Origin of the sequence: Sinomonas susongensis (genome assembly GCF_005877005.1) — a bacterium.
GTDB lineage: Bacteria > Actinomycetota > Actinomycetes > Actinomycetales > Micrococcaceae > Sinomonas > Sinomonas susongensis.
Map to the genome: position 1 here is coordinate 190,794 of NZ_SSNH01000002.1, position 18,290 is coordinate 209,083.

Sequence of the window (18,290 nt, forward strand, 5' to 3'; positions counted from 1 at the left end):
GAGGCGGCGCGGCTCCTCCTGGGGGTCGAGGACGGCGGTCTCGGCTTTGCTCGTTTGGCTCACGGGTGCCAGCCTAGTGGGCATGCATGCGAAAGACACTCGCGCCGGGACGCCGCTCGCGGGCGCACCTGACCTCGGACTGCACGGCCGCTACGAGCAGGAACTCGTCGATGCCGGAGTCCCCGAACATCTCCGTCGGCAGCTCGCTGGGAGCGGCGTCGGGGCGCTCGTGGTGAAGCTGGGAATCGTGTTCGAGGAAATCGGGCCCGAACGAGCTGTCGCGACCATGCCGGTGGAGGGCAACACGCAGGTTGCCGGCATCCTGCACGGCGGTGCGAGCGCGGCCCTCGCCGAGACGCTCGGATCGTTCGCGGCGACTGTCCACGCCGGTCCCGGCCGCATCGCGATGGGCGTCGACCTCAACGCGACGCACCACCGGCCGGCCTCGAGCGGAATCGTCCGAGGGGTCTGCACCGCAATCCATCTCGGGCGGACCATGACCTCGCATGAGATCGTCGTCGAGGACGAGTCGGGGCGCAGGGTCTGTACTGCGAGGATCACGAACCTGCTCCGCGATCTCCCGGGGAAGGACGCGCCTGGCCCCGCCGGGCAGGGCTGATGGGCGTGATGCAAGCGGCCGCTAGTGATGGAAGCGGCCGCTAGTGATGGAAGTACGGCACGATGAGGAACACGCCGTACAGGACCGCGGCACCCGAGAGCGCGTAGCACGCGCTGCTCGCAGCGGCGAGGCCTTTGCGGTTGCTGCGCCTCGGGTCCGCGCTCTCGGCCCGCAGGCGGACACCGAGCGCGAAGAACAGCACGATGCAGCCCGCGCCGACGACCGTGGCGATTGCGACGATGAGGAAGGCTCCCCAGTCGATCACGGCTGACCTCCCTTCCCGGCGCGGCTGCGGGCGGGGAAGCTGACGGCTTCGCTCGCCTCCTCGACCTCGACGACGTTGTGGTGGCCGACGCGCTCGCGCCGGTTGAGCAGGAACATCCACAGGATGGCCGCTGCGCCGACGAGGGCGACGGCGACGACTCCCCCGGGCCCGAGCCCGACCACGATGGCGGCCAGCCCGCCGACGACGGCGGCTGCCGGCAGCGTGAGGACCCAGCCGAGCGCTATCCGACCGGCGGTTCCCCAGCGGATGGAGGTTCCGCGGCGGCCGAGGCCGGAGCCGATCACCGAACCGCTCGTGACCTGGGTGGTCGAGAGCGCGAAGCCGAGGTGGGACGAGGCGAGGATCGCTGCAGCCGTGCTCGCCTCGGAGGAGAACCCCTGGGCGGGACGCACCTCGGTCAGTCCGGTGCCCACCGTACGGATGATGCGCCAGCCGCCGGCATATGTGCCGAGGCCGATCGCGGCGGCGCACGCGGCGATCACCCACCACTGGGGGCCGCTTCCGGGCGTCTGGGCTCCGGCGGAGATGAGGAGGAGGGTGATGATCCCCATGGTCTTCTGCGCATCGTTCGTCCCGTGCGAGAGCGCCACGAGGCTCGAGGTGAAGATCTGGCCGATCCGGAAGCCTGCCCGTCCCTGATGCAGCTTCTGGCCGGTCTCGGGGTCACGCCGAGCCGTCACGGCGTAGGCGATGCGCGTGCACACCCAGGCTGAGAGGCCCGCGATGATCGGGGCAGCGACCGCCGGGAGGATGACCTTCGAGACGATTCCCGAGAAGTTGACCGACGAGACGCCGATGCCCACGACCGCCGCACCGATGAGGCCTCCGAAGAGCGCATGCGAAGAGCTCGACGGGAGTCCGCGGAGCCACGTGAACATGTTCCAGACCACGGCTCCGATGAGCCCCGCGAAGATGAGCTCGGGGGTGATGTGGACGCCCGGCGAACCTTCCCGGATGATGCCGCTCGAGATGGTCTTCGCCACTTCCGTCGAGAGGAACGCCCCCACGAGGTTGAGCCCGGACGCTAGCGCGACGGCGGCGCGGGGCTTGATCGCACCGGTGGCGATCGGGGTCGCCATGGCATTCGCGGTGTCGTGGAAGCCGTTCGTGAAGTCGAAGAAGAGCGCAAGTGCGACGACGAGCGCGATCATGGCGGTGATGTCCACCCGGGTTCCCATCGGAGATCGAGGTTGTCTGGGGGCGCTGTGCCCGTGCCCCGCGAGTTCACCCCAAGTTCACCATCTGGATGCCGCGAATTCACCCTGCGCCGAGAAGCCATCCTATACCGGTGCCCGAGGAGGGACTCGAACCCTCACACCTCTCGATACCGCATTTTGAGTGCGGCGCGTCTGCCGATTCCGCCACTCGGGCCTGCCGCGCAGCTGCCTTTCGGTGCCGCGCGGGACCACTCTACCGCCCCCGAGGCTGGCACGTCGTCCTCAGCCCGTTGAACCGCGCGAGCGACTGCGCCGCCAGGGGGGCCAGCAACTGGGCAGGCGAACTGCGCGGAGGCGACCCTCCCCGGTAGGATCGTCCTAAGCCCACCCCGAATCTGCAGCAAGGAGCCCGAGTGTCCGAGAAGACGTCGGAGAAGACAGCCAAGCCCACGCCGTCGCCCAAGAGCGCGACGCCGTCGGACCAGGCACGTGCCGCGCGCCGCGTGGTAGTCGCGGAGGACGAGACCCTCATCCGCCTCGACATCATCGAGATCCTGCGCGGCGAGGGCTTCGACGTGGTCGGCGAGGCCGACAACGGCGAGAAGGCCGTCGCGCTCGCGGAAGACCTTCGCCCGGACCTCGTGCTGATGGACGTCAAGATGCCCGTCATGGACGGCATCACGGCGGCCGAGAAGATCGTCAAGGCACGCATCGCGCCCGTCGTCCTCCTCACGGCGTTCAGCCAGAAGGAGCTCGTCGAGCGCGCCCGGGACGCCGGTGCCATGGCGTATGTGGTCAAGCCGTTCACACCGAACGACCTGGTGCCGGCGATCGAGATCGCCCTCTCGCGCCACGAGGAAATCCGCGCGCTCGAGGCCGAGGTCACCGACCTCCAGGAGCAGTTCGCCACGCGCAAGCTCGTTGAGCGCGCCAAGAGCCTCCTCATGACCAAGATGGGGCTCAGCGAGCCCGAGGCGTTCCGGTGGATCCAGAAGACGTCCATGGACCGTCGCCTCAGCATGCGAGAGGTCGCCGAGACCATCATCAACCAGGTGAGCTGACGCCGGCCAGGTGAGCTGACGCGGGCCTCGAAAAGGCCCGGCACCGAGACGACGAGGGCGGCACCCCCAGAAGGGGTGCCGCCCTCGTCGTCTGACGGGCGGGAGGATCAGACCTCAGGCCACGGGCCAACGTGCTCGCGCGCAGGCTTCACCGCGCCGTCGAGCAGCTGCCCTGCGTCGGCGAGGTCTCCGACCTTGTGCACGCGCAGCGCGTTCGTCGAGCCGGCAACGCCGGGAGGCGAACCGGCGGCGACTACGACAAGGTCATTCGGCTGGGCCATCCCGGCCCGCAGGAGGTACTCGTCGACCTGGGCGATCATCTGGTCGGTGTGCTCGGCGAACTCCACCATCCGTGGCTGGATGCCCCAGCACAGGCTCAGGATGTTGAGCGTCGAGGTGAGCGGCGTGAACGCGAAGATCGGCTTCTGGGGCCGGAGGCGGCTGAGCCTCCGGGCCGAATCGCCCGACTGCGTGAACGTGCAGATGTACTTCGCGTCCAGCTGGTCTGCGATGGTCACGGCGGCCCGCGTGATCGCGCCGCCTCGCGTCTTCGGCTGCGAGCCGAGGGGAGGAACGCGCTCGAGGCCGTGGTCCTCCGTCGACTCGATGATCTTCGCCATCGTGCGCACCGTCTCGATGGGGTACGCCCCAACGCTCGTCTCGCCCGAGAGCATCACGGCGTCTGCGCCGTCGAGCACCGCGTTGGCGCAGTCGGACGCCTCGGCGCGGGTCGGGCGGGGGTTCTCGATCATCGACTCGAGCACCTGGGTCGCAACGATGACGGGCTTCGCCCAGCGGCGAGCCAGCTCGATCGCCCGCTTCTGCACGAGCGGAACCTCCTCGAGCGGAAGCTCCACGCCGAGGTCGCCACGGGCGACCATGATCGCGTCGAACGCGTCGATGATCTCGTGGAGCTGCTCGACGGCCTGGGGCTTCTCGATCTTGGCGATGACAGGGACGCGGCGGCCCTCCTCGTCCATGATCGTGTGGACGCGCTCAACGTCGGACGCATCGCGGACGAACGAGAGGGCGATGAAGTCCACACCCCGCCGGAGCGCCCAGCGGAGGTCCGCCTCGTCCTTGTCGCTCAGCGCCGGGACGTTCACCGCGACGCCGGGAAGGTTGATTCCCTTGTTGTTCGACACCATGCCGCCGACGACGACCTCGGTGACCACCTTCACGTCGTCGACCGCGGTGGCGCGCAAGGCGACCTTGCCGTCGTCGATCAGGAGCGTGTCTCCGACTGAGACGTCCTCGGTGAGGCTCTTGAGCGTCGTGGAGCAGATCTCCTTCGTGCCCGGGACGTCCTCCGTCGTGATCGTGAAGACGTCGCCGGGAGCAAGCTCGTACGGGCCGTCCACGAAGCGGCCGAGGCGGATCTTCGGGCCTTGGAGGTCGGCCATGATGCCGACTGGCTTGTGGAGCTCGGCCGACGCCTTACGCACGTTCTCGTAGGTCGCGTCGTGCACCGAGTGGTCGCCGTGGCTCATGTTCAGGCGGGCCACGTCGACGCCGGCCTCGATCACTGCGAGGGTCTTCTCGTAGCTCGAGATGGCCGGCCCAAACGTGGCAACGATTTTCGCTCGTCTCATGTACCTCACCCTAGGGGTTGTGTGGTGAACGTGGATGTCTGGGGGATGAACTTCACGGATTCCGCCGGAGCGGAACGTGTCGGATCAGGCAGGGGCCCTTTGCTTCTGTCCGGGACCTCTGCGCACGTCAGAGGACGGAGATCGCGCGATCCGTCGGAGCCACCGGCGCCGGCAGGATCGTGCTGCCCATCAGGAACTTGTCGACCTCCGCCGCGCAGGCCCGCCCTTCCGCGATCGCCCACACGATGAGCGACTGGCCGCGGCCGGCGTCGCCCGCCACGAAGACGCCCGGGGTTGGGGTCATGTACTCGCCGTCGCGGGAGACGTTCCCGCGCTCGTCGAACGGAGCATTGACCTGCTCGGGGAGGCCCGACTCCTCTGCCCCTGTGAATCCGAGGGACAGGAGGACGAGGTCCGCCGGAATGACGCGCTCAGTGCCGGCCTTCGGGATGCGCCTGCCGTCCACGTATTCCGTCTCGGCGACCTTGAGGCCCGTCACCTTCCCGTCCTCGCCGATGTATTCGACCGTCGAGGCAAGGTACGTCCGCTCGCCGCCCTCCTCGTGGGCGCTGGCAACTTCGAAGAGCGTAGGGAACATCGGCCACGGCTGGTGGCCCGGACGCTCCGCGGGAGGCTGCTTGCCGATGGCGAGAGTCGTGACCGAGGCAGCCTGCTGGCGATGCGCGGTGCCGAGGCAGTCGGCACCTGTGTCGCCGCCGCCGAGGATCACAACGTGCTTGCCTCGCGCGTCGATCTGATCCTCGACCACATCGCCGGCGACGACGCGGTTGGCCTGGACGAGGTACTCCATGGCGAAGTGGACGCCGTCGAGCTCGCGGCCCGGGATCTTGAGGTCGCGCGGAACCGTCGCTCCCGTCGCCACGACCACCGCGTCGTACCGGCGGCGCAGCTGGTCCCAGCTCACGTCGCGGCCGACCTCGACGCCGGTGCGGAAGCGCGTGCCCTCGGCCTTCATCTGCGCGAGACGGCGCTCGAGGATCTCCTTCTCCATCTTGAAGTCCGGGATGCCATAGCGCAGGAGGCCGCCGATCCGGTCGTCGCGCTCGTACACGGCGACCGTGTGGCCGACCCGCGTGAGCTGCTGCGCGGCCGCGAGCCCGGCGGGCCCGGAGCCGACGACGGCGACCGTCTTGCCCGTGAGGCGCGCCGGCGGAAGGGGCTCGACATAGCCGCCCTCGAAGGCCTGCTCCGCGATCGAGACCTCGATCTGCTTGATGGTCACGGCGGGCTGGTTGATGCCGAGCACGCACGCGGACTCGCACGGCGCCGGGCACAGCCGGCCCGTGAACTCCGGGAAGTTGTTGGTCGCGTGCAGGCGCTCGCTCGCATCCTGCTCCTTGCCGCGCCACGTGAGGTCGTTCCACTCGGGAATGAGGTTACCGAGCGGGCAGCCGTGGTGGCAGAAGGGGATACCGCAATCCATGCAGCGTGCAGCCTGGCGCTTGAGGACGCCGTTCTCCTGGGCCTCGTAGACCTCCTTCCAGTCCATGATGCGGACGGGGACGGGACGGCGCGGCTGCGTCTCACGCTGCCGAACCTTCAGGAATCCGCGTGGGTCAGCCACCGGTCACCTCCAGGATGCGAGACCAAACTTCTTCCCCGTCCGGGTCCAGGCCCTCTTCGAGGGCCCCCAGACGGGTCTGCTGCACCGCCGCGTAGTCGCGGGGCAGCACCTTCGTCATGCGGGCTGCCGTGTCGTCGAAGTTGTCGAGCAGGCGCTGCCCCAACTGCGAGCCCGTCTCCTCGACGTGCTTGGCGATGAGATTCCGCACGATGTCCCGGTCCTCGTCGTCGAGTTCGAGGAGCGTGAGCTCGCCCGAGCCGAGGGCCTGGGTGTTGACCTTCGCCGCGTCGAGGTCGAGGACGAACGCGGTGCCGCCCGACATCCCTGCGCCGAAGTTGCGGCCCGTGCGCCCGAGGATGACCGCCTGGCCACCCGTCATGTATTCGCAGCCGTGGTCGCCGATGCCTTCGACGACGGCGGTCGCGCCCGAGTTGCGCACGAGGAACCGCTCGCCGACCATTCCGCGGAGGAAGATCTCCCCGCTCGTGGCGCCGTAGCCGATCACGTTGCCCGCGATCACGTTGTCCTCGGCCGGGAACACGTTGCTGCGGTCGGGACGGACGATGACGCGGCCTCCGGACAGGCCCTTCGCGACATAGTCGTTCGAGTCGCCGAACAGCCGCAGCGTGATGCCTGCGGGCAGGAACGCCGCGAGGGACTGCCCGGCAGTACCGGTGAGGGTCACGTCGATCGTGTCCGTCGCGAGCGTGTCGGTGCCGAACGTACGGGTGACCTCGTGGCCCAGCATCGTCCCCACCGAGCGGTCGGTGTTGACGACCGGGAGGCTGATCTTGACCGGGCTGCGGTCCATGAGCGCCTCTTGCGCCATCTCGATGAGCTGGACGTCGAAGTGCTTGTCGAGCTCGTGGTTCTGGCCCGTCGTGTTGCGCAGCGGCGCGTCCTCGTCGAAGTCCATGCCCGCGAGGATCGGCGTGAGGTCGAGCCCCTCGGCCTTCCAGTGGTCGATCGCGTCCTTCGTGTCGAGGAACTCTGAACGACCGATCGCCTCTTCGAGCGAGCGGAAGCCGAGCTGGGCCAGGATCTCGCGGATCTCCTCCGCGATGAACTCGAAGAAGTTCACCACGAACTCGGGCTTGCCCGTGAAGCGCGCCCGCAGCTCAGGATTCTGCGTTGCGACGCCGACGGGGCACGTGTCCAGATGGCACACGCGCATCATGACGCAGCCCGAGACGACGAGCGGTGCCGTGGCAAAACCGAACTCCTCGGCACCCAGCAGCGCAGCGATGACGACGTCGCGGCCCGTCTTCAGCTGGCCGTCGACCTGGACCACCACGCGGTCCCGCAGCCCGTTGAGCATGAGCGTCTGCTGGGTTTCGGCGAGGCCGAGCTCCCACGGGACGCCCGCGTGCTTGAGCGAGTTCAGCGGCGAGGCGCCCGTACCGCCGTCGTGCCCCGACACGAGCACGACGTCGGCCTTCGCCTTCGTCACGCCCGCGGCGACCGTGCCGATCCCCACCTCGGAGACGAGCTTGACGTGGACCCGTGCGCTCGGGTTGGCACGCTTGCAGTCGTAGATGAGCTGCGCGAGGTCCTCGATCGAGTAGATGTCGTGGTGTGGGGGCGGCGAGATGAGGGTCACGCCCGGCGTCGAGTGGCGGGTCCGCGCCACCCACGGGTAGACCTTCTGGGCCATGAGCTGGCCGCCCTCGCCGGGCTTCGCCCCCTGGGCCATCTTGATCTGGATGTCGGTCGCATTGGTCAGGTAGAGGCTGGTCACGCCGAAACGGCCGGACGCGACCTGCTTGATGGCCGAGCGCCGCTCGGGGTCGAGCAGACGGTCGACGTCCTCGCCGCCCTCCCCCGTGTTCGACCGGGCGCCCAGACGGTTCATCGCTATCGCAAGCGTCTCGTGGGCTTCCTTCGAGATGGACCCGTAGCTCATCGCGCCGGTCGAGAACCGCTTCACGATGCTCGCGACGGACTCGACGTCGTCCACGGGGATCGCGGGGCGAAGCCCCTCGCGGAACGCGAGAAGGCCGCGCAGCGTCATGAGGTTCTTGGACTGGTCGTCGACCCCCTTCGTGTACGCCTTGAACACGTCATAGCGGCGCTCGCGCGTCGCGTGCTGCAGGCGGAAGACGGTCTCCGGGTTGAACAGGTGCGGCTCGCCGTCGCGACGCCACTGGTACTCGCCGCCGTTCAGGAGCGCCCGATGCGGCTGCTCGATCCCGGACGCCGGGTACGCCATCTCGTGGCGGGCTGCGACCTCGGCGGCAATGACGTCGAGCCCGACGCCGCCGAGCTGGCTGTGCGTGCCGGCGAAGAATTCGTCGACGAGGTCTTGCGAGAGGCCGAGCGCTTCGAACGTCTGGGCGCCGCAGTAGGAGGCGACAGTCGAGATGCCCATCTTGGACATGATCTTGAGCACGCCCTTGCCGAGGCCCTTGATGAGGTTGTAGACCCCGTCCTCAGGGGTGACGCCCGGCAGGTCGCCCGAGCGGATGAGCTCCTCGACGGACTCCATCGCGAGATAGGGGTTCACCGCGGACGCGCCATAGCCGATGAGCGTGGCGACATGGTGCACCTCACGGACGTCCCCGGCCTCGACGACGAGCGCGGTCTTCGTACGGTTCGCGCTGCGCAGGAGGTGGTGGTGGACGGCGGAGACGAGGAGCAGAGACGGGATCGGGGCCCACTGCGCGTTCGAGTCGCGGTCGGAGAGCACGACGTACTGCACCCCGCGGTTGATGGCTCCCGAGACCTGCTCGCAGATCTCCGTCAGCCGGGCGCGCAGCGCCGCCTCGCCGCCCTCGGGACGGTAGAGGCCGCGTACCTTGATCGCGATCCGGTCGCCGTGGCTGTTCTCGATGTTGGCGATCTTCGCGAGCTGGTCGTTGTTGATCACCGGGAACGGCAGGATGACCTGCCTCTCCTTGACCTGCCCCATGCTGAGGAGGTTCCCGTTGGGTCCGATCGCACCGTTGAGGCTCGTGACGAGCTCCTCGCGGATGGCGTCGAGGGGCGGGTTCGTGACCTGGGCGAACGACTGCACGAAGTAGTCGAAGAGCAGCCGGGGCCGCTTCGAGAGGACCGCCACCGGGGTGTCGGAGCCCATGGCGCCGATCGGCTCGGCGCCGTTCCGGGCCATCGGGCCGACCAGGATGCGGAGCTCCTCCTGCGTGTAGCCGAACGTGCGCTGCCGGACGTTCACCGACTGGGGGGTGTGGATGACGTGCTCGCGTTCGGGGAGGTCGGCGAGGCGGATGACGTTCTGGTCCACCCACTCCTGCCACGGGTTCGCGCCCGCGACCTCGGCCTTGACCTCGGCGTCCTCGATGATCCGGCCGGCCTCGGTGTCCACGACGAACATCTTGCCCGGCGCGACGCGGCCCTTCTTGACGACCTTCGCCGGCTCGACGTCGACGACACCGACCTCCGAGGCGAAGACGACGAGGCCGTCCTCGGTCACCCAGTAGCGGCAGGGGCGCAGGCCGTTGCGGTCCAGTGTGGCACCCACGAGGGAACCGTCGGTGAACGAGACGGCGGCCGGCCCGTCCCAGGGCTCCATGAGGAGCGAGTGGTACTCGTAGAAGGCCCGGCGGGCAGGATCCATCGTCGCGTGGTTCTCCCACGCCTCGGGGATCATCATCATGATCGCGTGCGTGATCGGACGTCCCGAGAGCCACAGCAGCTCGGCGACCTCGTCGAACGAGGCGGAGTCCGAGGCGCCCGGGGTGCAGATCGGGAAGAGCTCCTCGGGAACCTCGCCCAGGAGCGGGCTCGAGAGCTGGGACTGACGCGCCCGCATCCAGTTGCGGTTGCCCTTGACCGTGTTGATCTCGCCGTTGTGGGCGATCGTCCGGAACGGCTGGGCGAGCGGCCACGAAGGGAACGTGTTCGTCGAGAAGCGCGAGTGGACGATCGCGAGCTTGGTCGTGAACCGATCGTCGGAGAGGTCCGGGTAGAACGGCTCGAGCTGGGCCGTCGTCAGCATCCCCTTGTAGACGATGGTGCGCGAGGAGAGTGACGGGAAGTAGACGCCATGCTTGTTCTGCGCGCGCTTGCGGATCCGCCACACCCGCGCGTCGAGGTCGTTGCGGTCCAGCTGCTCCCCCGTGAGCGAGACGAAGAACGGCTGGGCGAAGCGGGGCATGCACGCGCGGGCCATCGCGCCGACGAGCTCGGCGACCACGGGCACCTCGCGCCAGCCGAGGACCTTGAGGCCCTCGGTCTCGGCCAGGGCTTCGATGCCCCCGCGCGCCGCGGCGTCCTCGCGGTCGTCGGCCGGAAGGAATGCGATGCCCACGGCGTATTGGCCGAGAGCGGGCAGCTCGAAGTCGACGGTTGCCCGGAAGAACTCGTCGGGGAGCTGCAGGAGGATGCCCGCGCCGTCGCCCGTGCCCTCGTCGGCACCGACCGCGCCGCGGTGTTCGAGGGCTCGGAGGGCGTGGAGCGCGGCGTCGACAATGTCATGCCCGCCCTCGCCCCGGAGCGTCGCGACGATCGCGAGACCGCACGCGTCCTTCTCCTGCTCCGCCTGGTAGAGCCCTGCGGACGCGGGAAGCGACGAGAACCGCTCGAACGGCGAGACCGCCTCTGCGGGCGGGAACTCGACGGCAGTGCCGTGTGTCGGGTGAGTCATGACGAAACGTCCTTCCTCCTGATCGATTCGCGACAGGGGACAACGCTGGCCCCGGCGTTGCTGGCCGCAAGGGGCCCAGCACGGCGCTGATTACTGGAATTGTAGGGGCGGCTCCGCGCCGCCGAACAGCGTCAGGTGCCTCCTACGTCGGTCCGGGGAAGTGCTCCCACGGCCGGTGGTCCACTTCCTTGTGGAGCGAGCGTCGCTTGCGGGCGGTGGCCCGGGGCGTGGCGAGCGGGGCTGGGCCCTCTTCACCGTCGTCCTCCTCTGAAGGCATCGCGTCCTGAGTGCGGGACACGACTCGTCGGAGACGGCTCGATGTGTCGCAAGACTAGCACGGGCGCCGTATACCGAGACGGTCGCGTCCGGATGCTGGACTGGGATGGCCCTTCCTGCATCCTGTGTTACGCTCGGCGCCCTTCGCCACTCTGTGCGGGACGAAGCAAGGCCCTTCGTCAGGCACCCGCACCGCGTTCAAGGCCGCGACTCAGCTCTGCCGCAAGCTCGCCGACCGCATCAGGCCCGCCGTCGCGGAGAGCACTCACGATGGCGGTGCCGACGATGACTCCGTCGGCGTAGGCGGCGATCTCGCGGACGTGCTCGGCGTTCGAGACGCCGAGGCCGACGCACACGCGCTCAGCACCCGCGGCCCGCGCCTCCGCGACGACCCGTCGGGCGCTCTCGTCCACCGAGGCCCGCGCACCGGTCACGCCCATGAGCGAAACCGCATAGGTGAATCCCCTCGTTGCGGCGACGGTCATCGCCATCCGCTCTGCGGTCGAGGACGGTGCGACAAGGAAGACGCGGTCGAGGCCGTACTTGTCGGAGGCCTGGATCCACTCCGCAGCCTCGTCGGGAATGAGGTCCGGCGTGATGAGCCCCGCTCCCCCCGCCTCGGCGAGGCGCCGCGCAAACTCGTCGACGCCGAGGCGCATGACGGGGTTCCAGTACGTCATCACCAGGACCGCGGCCTCCGTCGCGTCGGTCACCGCCTTGACGACGTCGAAGACGCTCGCCACGTGGAACCCGTTCGCGAGAGCCTCGGTCGTCGCCGCCTGGATGACGCTGCCGTCCATGACGGGATCCGAGTAGGGGATGCCGATCTCGATCACGTCGGCGCCGTTGCGCGCGAGCGCGATGGCGGCGTCGATGCTCTCCTGGACCGTGGGGAACCCGGCGGGAAGATAGCCGACGAGGGCCGCGCGGCCCTCCGCCCTGGCGCGGTCGATGGCAGCGGCGGCCTTGCTCGCCGTCGTCCTGCCTGTGCTCTCGGCGCTTCCGCTCTGCGTGCCCTGCTGCTGCGCGTGCTGATCCGTCGCGCTCATGCCAACTCCTCCACCGCGCCGGTGCCCTCGCCCGGCACGAAGCCCTTGGGCCGGCGCGTCGAGAGCGTCGTCCCCTTCACCTGGCCGTTCTCGTCGAGCATGCCGAACCATTCGGCCGCCGTCTGGACGTCCTTGTCGCCGCGCCCTGAGAGGTTCACGATCACGATGCGGTCGGCGGGGTCGCCGCCTTCGGCCGCTAGACGTCGGCCCACCTTGATGGCCCCGGCGAGCGCATGCGAGGACTCGATGGCGGGGATGATGCCCTCGGTCCGGCACAGGACGCTGAAGGCCTCCATCGCCTCGGTGTCCGTGATCGGCTCGTAGGTCGCGCGGCCGATGTCGTGGAGGTACGCGTGCTCGGGCCCGACGCCCGGGTAGTCCAGGCCAGCCGAGATGGAATGGGACTCGATCGTCTGCCCGTCTTCGTCCTGCATGAGGTACGAGCGCGCGCCATGGAGCACCCCGGGGCGCCCGAGCGTGATGGTCGCCGCGTGGTGCGCCGTCTCGACCCCTTCGCCGCCGGCCTCGAAGCCGTAGAGGCGCACGGACGGGTCGTCGAGGAAGCCGTGGAAGATGCCGATCGCGTTCGAGCCGCCGCCCACGCACGCGCACACGGCATCCGGGAGCCGGCCGGTCTGCTCGAGGACCTGCTCGCGTGCCTCCTCGCCGATGACCTCGTGGAAGAAGCGGACCATGGCCGGGAACGGGTGGGCCCCGGCCGCTGTGCCCAGGAGGTAGTGGGTCGTGCTCACGTTCGCGACCCAGTCGCGGAGGGCGTCGTTGATCGCGTCCTTCAGGGTCTGCGAGCCGTTCGTGACCGGGACGACGGTGGCTCCCAGGAGCTGCATGCGCGCGACGTTCAGGGCCTGCCTGCGGCAGTCCTCCGCGCCCATGTACACGACGCATTCGAGGCCCAGGAAGGCCGCGGCCGTCGCGCTGGCGACGCCGTGCTGCCCCGCGCCGGTCTCGGCGATGATCCGGGTCTTGCCCATGCGCTTCGCGAGGAGCGCCTGCCCGAGGACGTTGTTGATCTTGTGCGAGCCGGTGTGGTTGAGGTCCTCGCGCTTGAGGAAGACCCGGACGCCGCCTGCGTGCTGGGAGAACCGCTTGGCCTCTGTGAGGAGCGAGGGCCGCCCTGAGTAGTTGCGGTTGAGGTCCGCGATCTGGGCGAGGAAGTCCGGATCCTGCTTCGCCTTCTCGAAGGTCTCGTCGAGCTCGTCGAGCGCCGCGATGAGGGACTCGGGCATCCAGCGCCCACCGTAGGCCCCGAAGTACGGGCCTGGGGCGTGCCGCAGGCTGCCCGCGAGGAAGGCGTCCGCCGGGTGGGTCTCTGCCGATGCTTCTGGTGCGTTCTCGGCCACCAGTGTCTCCGTCCTAGTTGAAGTCCGCCGGATGGGGCGTCGGGCGCCCGTCCGGCTCAGTGCGCGCCGAGGCGTTCGGCGATGGCTGCCGCGCCGCTGCGCTGGAATGCTGCGATCCGCTCGCGCGGCGAACCGTGCGTCACGAGGGCCTCGCCCACGAGCACTGCGTTGGCACCCAGGGCCGCGTACTCCGCAACGTCCTCGGGTCCGCGCACGCCGGATTCGGCCACCACGACGGGTCCGGCCGGGATGCGGTCGGCGAGGCGGGCGAACACGGCGCGGTCGACGTCGAGCGTCTTCAGATTGCGCACGTTCACGCCGAGGATACGAGCGCCGGCCGCGAGGCCGCGGTCGATCTCCTCCTCGGTGTGGGTTTCGACGAGCGCGTTCATGCCCAGTTCGTGCGTCAGGTCGAGGAAGCCCTTGAGCTCTGCGTCGTCGAGCGCCGCGACGATGAGCAGGACGAGGTCGGCCCCGTGCGCCCTCGCCTCATGGATCTGGTACTCGTCGACCGTGAAGTCCTTGCGGAGGAGCGGCGTCGCGACCGCTGCACGAACGGCGTCGAAGTCCGCGAGGCTCCCGCCGAACCGGCGCTGCTCGGTCAGCACGCTGATGACGGAGGCACCGCCGTCGGAATACTGCCGCGCGAGGGCCGCCGGGTCGGCGATGTCCGCAAGATCTCCCTTGGAGGGGCTGCGCCGCTTGACCTCGGCAATGACCTTCAGCTCGCCCCGGGGCTCGTCCGCCCCGCCGAGCGCCGCGAACGCGTCGAGGGCGGACGGCCTCGCGGCCGCCGCCTCCCGGACCGCCGTCAGGGGCAGGTCGCGGCGTCGCGCCTCGAGGTCCTCGCGGACCCCCGCGATGATGTCGTCGAGGACGGTCGCCATCAGTGGGTGTTGTTGAGCTTGCTGCCGCCCACGCCGTAGCCGGCGCGACGCATGAACCAGCCGACAATCAGGCCGATAGCGATGATCACGACGCCGGCCCAGAAGATCGGGGCGTTCGCGATGGCAAACGCGATGCTCGAGACGAGCGCGCCGATCAGCATGATGAAAACGCACGTCCACGCGGCTGGGCTGTTCCCATGGCCGAGGTCCTCGCCGTGGAGGGCCACCTTGGTGCTGTCCTGGGAACCGCTCGCGTTGCTCATGTCGTCCTTCTCCTCGCTTGGGTGTCTTGTGCCATTCTGCCATCTCCGGCGCCGCGGTCGGCGCTGCGTGACGTCCCGGCCCCTTCAGTCCGTCGGGTCCTCGCCCCGGGTCAGGCGGTCCCATCCGTCGATCTCGTCGACGCGGGCGCGGGCAGCGGCAGCCCCAGGTTGCGCCGGCTCGCCGTGTGAGCCGCTCGCGCGTCCCCGGCGCCCCGACGCGGCGTCGTACCTCGTGCGGGTGGGCCAATGCCTGGCGGCGATTATCGCGAGGACTCCGCACAGCGCGAGCAGGGCGCCGGCGACCGCGGCGGCGGCGGGGAACCAGGTGAGCACCGTCGTCGCGGGTCCCCCCGAGACGCCCGTGGCCTTGGCGATCGAACTGGCGGCGGCCGCCCTCGGGTCCGCCATCACGGCGATGCAGGAGGCGGCGACGCCGAACCCGGCCAGGACGACCACCACGCTCGCGACGAGGCGACCGATGCGGCCCGCGACGGCCGCTGCCAGGACGCCGGCGAGGCCCACGAGCGCCAGGGCAGTCACGGCGGTCGCCGCGTTGCTCCCCTGGACCATCACGTGGGCCGTGCGCACCGCCGCGCCCTGGACGTCCGCGTCGATCCAGGTCTGCGTGGTCGATGCGAACGCAAGGATCGCCACGAGGACGCTGAGCCCGACGACGGTCGACTTCCGCGCCCACGCGGGCACTCGCGCCGGCTCGTGGCCGGCCGACGGGACGGTGTTCGCAGTTCCGGTCACGCTAGATCCCATCCCCGACGCCCGGCAGCGTCGCCGCAGACCGCAGTGCGGAGGCTGTGTGCACGGCGCGCAGCGGTGCCGCGGCCTTGTTGACGGACTCGAGCGCCTCGGCTACCGGATCCGAGTCGGCGACGATTCCGCCTCCCGACTGCACGTACGCCCGGCCCTCCCGCAGCAGGGCGGTGCGGATCGCGATGGCCATGTCCATGTCGCCCGCGAAGTCGAAATAGCCGACGACGCCACCGTACACGCCGCGGCGCCTCGGCTCGACCTCGTCGAGAAGCCGCAGGGCGCGCGGTTTGGGAGCGCCGGAGAGCGTCCCCGCGGGGAACGTTGCGGCGAGCACGTCGTAGGCCGTCGCGTCCGGCCGAAGACGGCCGTCGACGGTCGAGACGAGGTGCATGATGTGGCTGAACCGCTCGACCGCCATGAACTCGCTGACCTCGACGGTTCCGGGGCGGCACACCTTCGAGAGGTCGTTCCGGGCGAGGTCGACGAGCATGAGGTGCTCGGCGCGCTCCTTGTCGTCCGCGAGGAGCTCCTCGGCGAGGGCCCGATCGGCCTCGACGGTCGGCCCGCGCGGGCGCGAGCCTGCGATCGGGTGGGTGACGACTTGATCTCCCGTGACCGTGACGAGGGCCTCGGGCGAGGAGCCGACGATCGAGTATTCGCGCCCGTCCGCGTCCGCGAGGCTCAGCAGGTACATGTAGGGGCTGGGGTTCATGGCCCGGAGGATCCGGTAGACATCGAGCGGCGGGGCGGCGAAGTCGAGTTCGAAACGGCGCGAGATGACGACCTGGAAGACTTCGCCGTCGACGATGGCCTCCTTGCCGCGGGCAATCGCGGCGAGGTACCCGGATTCCTCCCAGTTCTCGACGACCTTGTCGCGGTAGTCCACCACGGGCCCGAGGACGGAGACCGCAGCGTGCGCGGGCTCCAGGACGCGCTCGACCATGCGGGTCAGGCGTGCCACGGCGTCGCGCCAGGCCTCGTCCACGCGGTCGTTGCTGTTGTCGAAGTTGATCGCATTGGCGACAAGGGTCACCGTCCCGTCCACGTTGTCGTGCACGGCCAGGTCGGTCACGAGGTTCATGGCGAGCTCGGGCAGCTCGAGATCGTCCTCGGGCGGCGAGAGGAGCTTCTCCCAGCGACGCACGGCCTCCCAGCCGACGAAGCCGACCATCCCCGACGTGAGCGGGGGCAGGGAGTCGAACCGCTCGGTGCGCAGCGCGGCGACGGTGTCGCGCAGCGCCTCGAGCGGGTTGCCCTGCGTGGGCACACCGACGGGCGGCTCACCCGTCCAGTATGCCTGGCCGTCCTTGCTCGTGAGGGTAGCCCTGGACTCGGCCCCGATGAACGAATAGCGCGACCACGAGCCGCCGACCGCCGCGGACTCGAACAGGAAGGTCCCCGGATGCCCGTCCGCGAGCTTGCGGTACAGGCTGATGGGGGTCTCGGCGTCGGCCAGCAGCTTCACGCGCACGGGGATGACGCGGCGGTCGGCGGCGAGCTTCCTGAACTCCCCGAGCGTGGGTTCGATGACTCCTAGGTCCAGCATGGCTTGGGTGGGGGGCCTTCCGTAGGCGGGCGGGTAGGGGCGGGTGGCGGGCGGTGTGGTCCGAGAGGCCGGGTGGGCTTCAGGCTTGGCCGACGACGGCGGGAAGGCCTCTGCCATCGAAGCATGTCCTCGTGCCGGTGTGGCAGGCCGCGCCGACCTGGTCCACCTGGACGAGCAGGGCGTCTCCGTCACAGTCGAGGGACACCGACTTGACCCACTGGACGTGCCCGGACGTGTCGCCCTTGCGCCAGTACTCCTGCCTCGAACGCGACCAGAACGTCACGCGGCCGCTCGTGAGCGTGCGCCGCAGCGCCTCGTCGTCCATCCACCCCACCATGAGCACCTCGAGGGTGTCGTACTGCTGGACGACGGCGGCCACGAGCCCCGCCGCGTCTCGCTTGAGGCGCTCGGCGACGTCGGCGGCGAGGCCGGGTAGGCCGACGTCGCCCGCCGCCTCTTCTGGGGCGGTCCGGACGCGCTTGGAGGTGGGCTCATTCTGCTCAGACATCCCCTCAAGTCTAGTGGTCGGCGGGGCCCGGCCCGACCGTGCGCGCAGGCGCCCCCGCGCGTGCTAGTTTCGCTAGTGATGCACTTCGTTCCGCCATCCCGGGAAGTCCTGGCCGAGACCTTGCTCGCGGCCGGACCGAACGCGCCCACCCTGTGCGAGGGGTGGGCCACCAAGGAGCTCGCGGCCCACCTCTACCTCCGCGAGCGGAACGCGCGCGTCGGATTCGGCCTCGCCGTCCGCCGGCTTCGCGGCGTGTCCGACGCCGCGACGGCACGGCTCGCAGCGAAGTCGTCCACGCCGAGTGCCTATGCCCAGCTCGTCGCTTCGTTCCGGGCCGGCCCTCCGAGGACCTCTCCGCTGCGGATCTCCCGGCTGGACGAGGCTGCGAATCTTGCGGAGTTCTTCGTGCACACCGAGGACGTGCGCCGGGCCACCGAGCGCTGGGCCCCACGCGCACTCGACGACGGGTACGCGGACGCCCTGTGGGAGCACCTCGTGCGGCAGGCCGCAATCCTCTACCGCGGCGTCGATCTCGGCATCGTGCTCGTCAGCCCCCACGGCCCCCGTCACGTGGCCAAGCGGGCGGCAGTCTCGGTGGCGATCGTCGGCGAGCCCGGCGAACTCCTCCTGCACGCGACGGGCCGCGGTTCGCACGCGCTCGTGACGTTCGAGGGGCAGCCCGACGCCGTGGCGCTCCTCACCGCCGCCGACGTCGGCTTCTAGCCGCCGGCC

16 protein-coding genes and 1 tRNA gene are annotated in these 18,290 nt (G+C 69.8%); 3 read left to right on the forward strand and 14 right to left on the reverse strand.

What is annotated here, in order from left to right; all coding sequences use genetic code 11:
* The first annotated feature begins 82 nt into the window (after positions 1 to 82).
* On the forward strand, positions 83 to 619 hold the full coding sequence (locus E6A21_RS04040; protein WP_171041258.1) for a hotdog fold thioesterase: 537 nt from the start codon (positions 83 to 85) through the stop codon (positions 617 to 619).
* Between the two features lie 40 nt (positions 620 to 659).
* Here E6A21_RS04040 and E6A21_RS04045 read toward each other — a convergent pair whose 3' ends face one another.
* From E6A21_RS04045 to E6A21_RS04055, 3 genes are all read right to left on the reverse strand, one after another.
* Positions 660 to 884 carry a hypothetical protein gene (locus E6A21_RS04045; RefSeq protein ID WP_138442856.1) on the reverse strand — a complete coding sequence of 75 codons (225 nt, stop codon included), beginning with the start codon at positions 882 to 884 and terminating at the stop codon, positions 660 to 662.
* Positions 881 to 2,071 (reverse strand): inorganic phosphate transporter, encoded by a 1,191-nt coding sequence (locus E6A21_RS04050; protein ID WP_138442857.1) that lies wholly within the window; start codon positions 2,069 to 2,071, stop codon positions 881 to 883. The genes E6A21_RS04045 and E6A21_RS04050 overlap by 4 nt, the downstream gene beginning before the upstream one ends.
* Before the next feature lie 123 nt (positions 2,072 to 2,194).
* Positions 2,195 to 2,276 (reverse strand) — tRNA-Leu (locus E6A21_RS04055).
* Between the two features lie 289 nt (positions 2,277 to 2,565).
* Here E6A21_RS04055 and E6A21_RS04060 point away from each other — a divergent pair.
* Positions 2,566 to 3,123: an ANTAR domain-containing response regulator gene (locus E6A21_RS04060; protein ID WP_138443095.1), complete on the forward strand. Its 558-nt coding sequence runs from the start codon at positions 2,566 to 2,568 to the stop codon at positions 3,121 to 3,123.
* Positions 3,124 to 3,230: 107 nt separating this feature from the next.
* Here the strand turns inward: E6A21_RS04060 and pyk are convergent, their stop codons facing one another.
* From pyk to hisI, 11 genes are all read right to left on the reverse strand, one after another.
* The gene (gene pyk, locus E6A21_RS04065; protein WP_138442858.1) at positions 3,231 to 4,715 is read right to left on the reverse strand and encodes a pyruvate kinase; all 1,485 of its coding nucleotides are present in this window, start codon (positions 4,713 to 4,715) and stop codon (positions 3,231 to 3,233) included.
* A 127-nt stretch (positions 4,716 to 4,842) separates the two neighbouring features.
* Positions 4,843 to 6,300 carry a glutamate synthase subunit beta gene (locus E6A21_RS04070; RefSeq protein ID WP_138442859.1) on the reverse strand — a complete coding sequence of 486 codons (1,458 nt, stop codon included), beginning with the start codon at positions 6,298 to 6,300 and terminating at the stop codon, positions 4,843 to 4,845.
* Positions 6,293 to 10,903, reverse strand: coding sequence for a glutamate synthase large subunit (gene gltB, locus E6A21_RS04075; RefSeq protein WP_138442860.1), 4,611 nt, complete (start codon positions 10,901 to 10,903; stop codon positions 6,293 to 6,295). Before gltB ends, E6A21_RS04070 begins: the two co-directional genes overlap by 8 nt.
* Positions 10,904 to 11,045: 142 nt before the next feature.
* Entirely contained in the window at positions 11,046 to 11,201 is a 156-nt protein-coding gene (locus tag E6A21_RS17745; RefSeq protein WP_171041259.1) for a hypothetical protein, read from the reverse strand.
* A 157-nt stretch (positions 11,202 to 11,358) separates the two neighbouring features.
* Positions 11,359 to 12,228 (reverse strand): tryptophan synthase subunit alpha, encoded by an 870-nt coding sequence (trpA, locus tag E6A21_RS04080; protein WP_138442861.1) that lies wholly within the window; start codon positions 12,226 to 12,228, stop codon positions 11,359 to 11,361.
* Positions 12,225 to 13,592 carry a tryptophan synthase subunit beta gene (trpB, locus tag E6A21_RS04085; RefSeq protein WP_425471517.1) on the reverse strand — a complete coding sequence of 456 codons (1,368 nt, stop codon included), beginning with the start codon at positions 13,590 to 13,592 and terminating at the stop codon, positions 12,225 to 12,227. The genes trpA and trpB overlap by 4 nt, the downstream gene beginning before the upstream one ends.
* Positions 13,593 to 13,645: 53 nt before the next feature.
* Positions 13,646 to 14,476 carry an indole-3-glycerol phosphate synthase TrpC gene (gene trpC / locus E6A21_RS04090; RefSeq protein WP_138442863.1) on the reverse strand — a complete coding sequence of 277 codons (831 nt, stop codon included), beginning with the start codon at positions 14,474 to 14,476 and terminating at the stop codon, positions 13,646 to 13,648.
* Positions 14,476 to 14,739: an HGxxPAAW family protein gene (locus E6A21_RS04095; RefSeq protein WP_138442864.1), complete on the reverse strand. Its 264-nt coding sequence runs from the start codon at positions 14,737 to 14,739 to the stop codon at positions 14,476 to 14,478. Before E6A21_RS04095 ends, trpC begins: the two co-directional genes overlap by 1 nt.
* An 84-nt stretch (positions 14,740 to 14,823) precedes the next feature.
* Entirely contained in the window at positions 14,824 to 15,492 is a 669-nt protein-coding gene (locus tag E6A21_RS04100; protein WP_246036184.1) for a Trp biosynthesis-associated membrane protein, read from the reverse strand.
* 1 nt (position 15,493) lies between these two features.
* Positions 15,494 to 17,050 carry an anthranilate synthase component I gene (locus tag E6A21_RS04105; RefSeq protein ID WP_138442866.1) on the reverse strand — a complete coding sequence of 519 codons (1,557 nt, stop codon included), beginning with the start codon at positions 17,048 to 17,050 and terminating at the stop codon, positions 15,494 to 15,496.
* A 79-nt stretch (positions 17,051 to 17,129) separates the two neighbouring features.
* Positions 17,130 to 17,558 (reverse strand): phosphoribosyl-AMP cyclohydrolase, encoded by a 429-nt coding sequence (gene hisI, locus E6A21_RS04110; RefSeq protein WP_138442867.1) that lies wholly within the window; start codon positions 17,556 to 17,558, stop codon positions 17,130 to 17,132.
* 78 nt (positions 17,559 to 17,636) lie between these two features.
* Between hisI and E6A21_RS04115 the strand changes: the two genes are divergently transcribed.
* A complete protein-coding gene (locus tag E6A21_RS04115) occupies positions 17,637 to 18,281 on the forward strand; it encodes a TIGR03085 family metal-binding protein (RefSeq protein ID WP_138442868.1) in 645 nt (214 codons plus the stop codon).
* The last annotated feature ends 9 nt before the right edge of the window (positions 18,282 to 18,290 follow it).

Bases quoted from the DNA above. Each gene is read 5' to 3' on its own strand.
- E6A21_RS04040 (WP_171041258.1), top strand. From the start codon at position 83: ATGCATGCGAAAGACACTCGCGCCGGGACGCCGCTCGCGGGCGCACCT.
- pyk (WP_138442858.1), bottom strand. From the start codon at position 4,715: ATGAGACGAGCGAAAATCGTTGCCACGTTTGGGCCGGCCATCTCGAGC.
- gltB (WP_138442860.1), bottom strand. From the start codon at position 10,903: ATGACTCACCCGACACACGGCACTGCCGTCGAGTTCCCGCCCGCAGAG.
- trpA (WP_138442861.1), bottom strand. From the start codon at position 12,228: ATGAGCGCGACGGATCAGCACGCGCAGCAGCAGGGCACGCAGAGCGGA.
- trpC (WP_138442863.1), bottom strand. From the start codon at position 14,476: ATGGCGACCGTCCTCGACGACATCATCGCGGGGGTCCGCGAGGACCTC.
- E6A21_RS04095 (WP_138442864.1), bottom strand. From the start codon at position 14,739: ATGAGCAACGCGAGCGGTTCCCAGGACAGCACCAAGGTGGCCCTCCAC.
- E6A21_RS04105 (WP_138442866.1), bottom strand. From the start codon at position 17,050: ATGCTGGACCTAGGAGTCATCGAACCCACGCTCGGGGAGTTCAGGAAG.
- hisI (WP_138442867.1), bottom strand. From the start codon at position 17,558: ATGTCTGAGCAGAATGAGCCCACCTCCAAGCGCGTCCGGACCGCCCCA.
- E6A21_RS04115 (WP_138442868.1), top strand. From the start codon at position 17,637: ATGCACTTCGTTCCGCCATCCCGGGAAGTCCTGGCCGAGACCTTGCTC.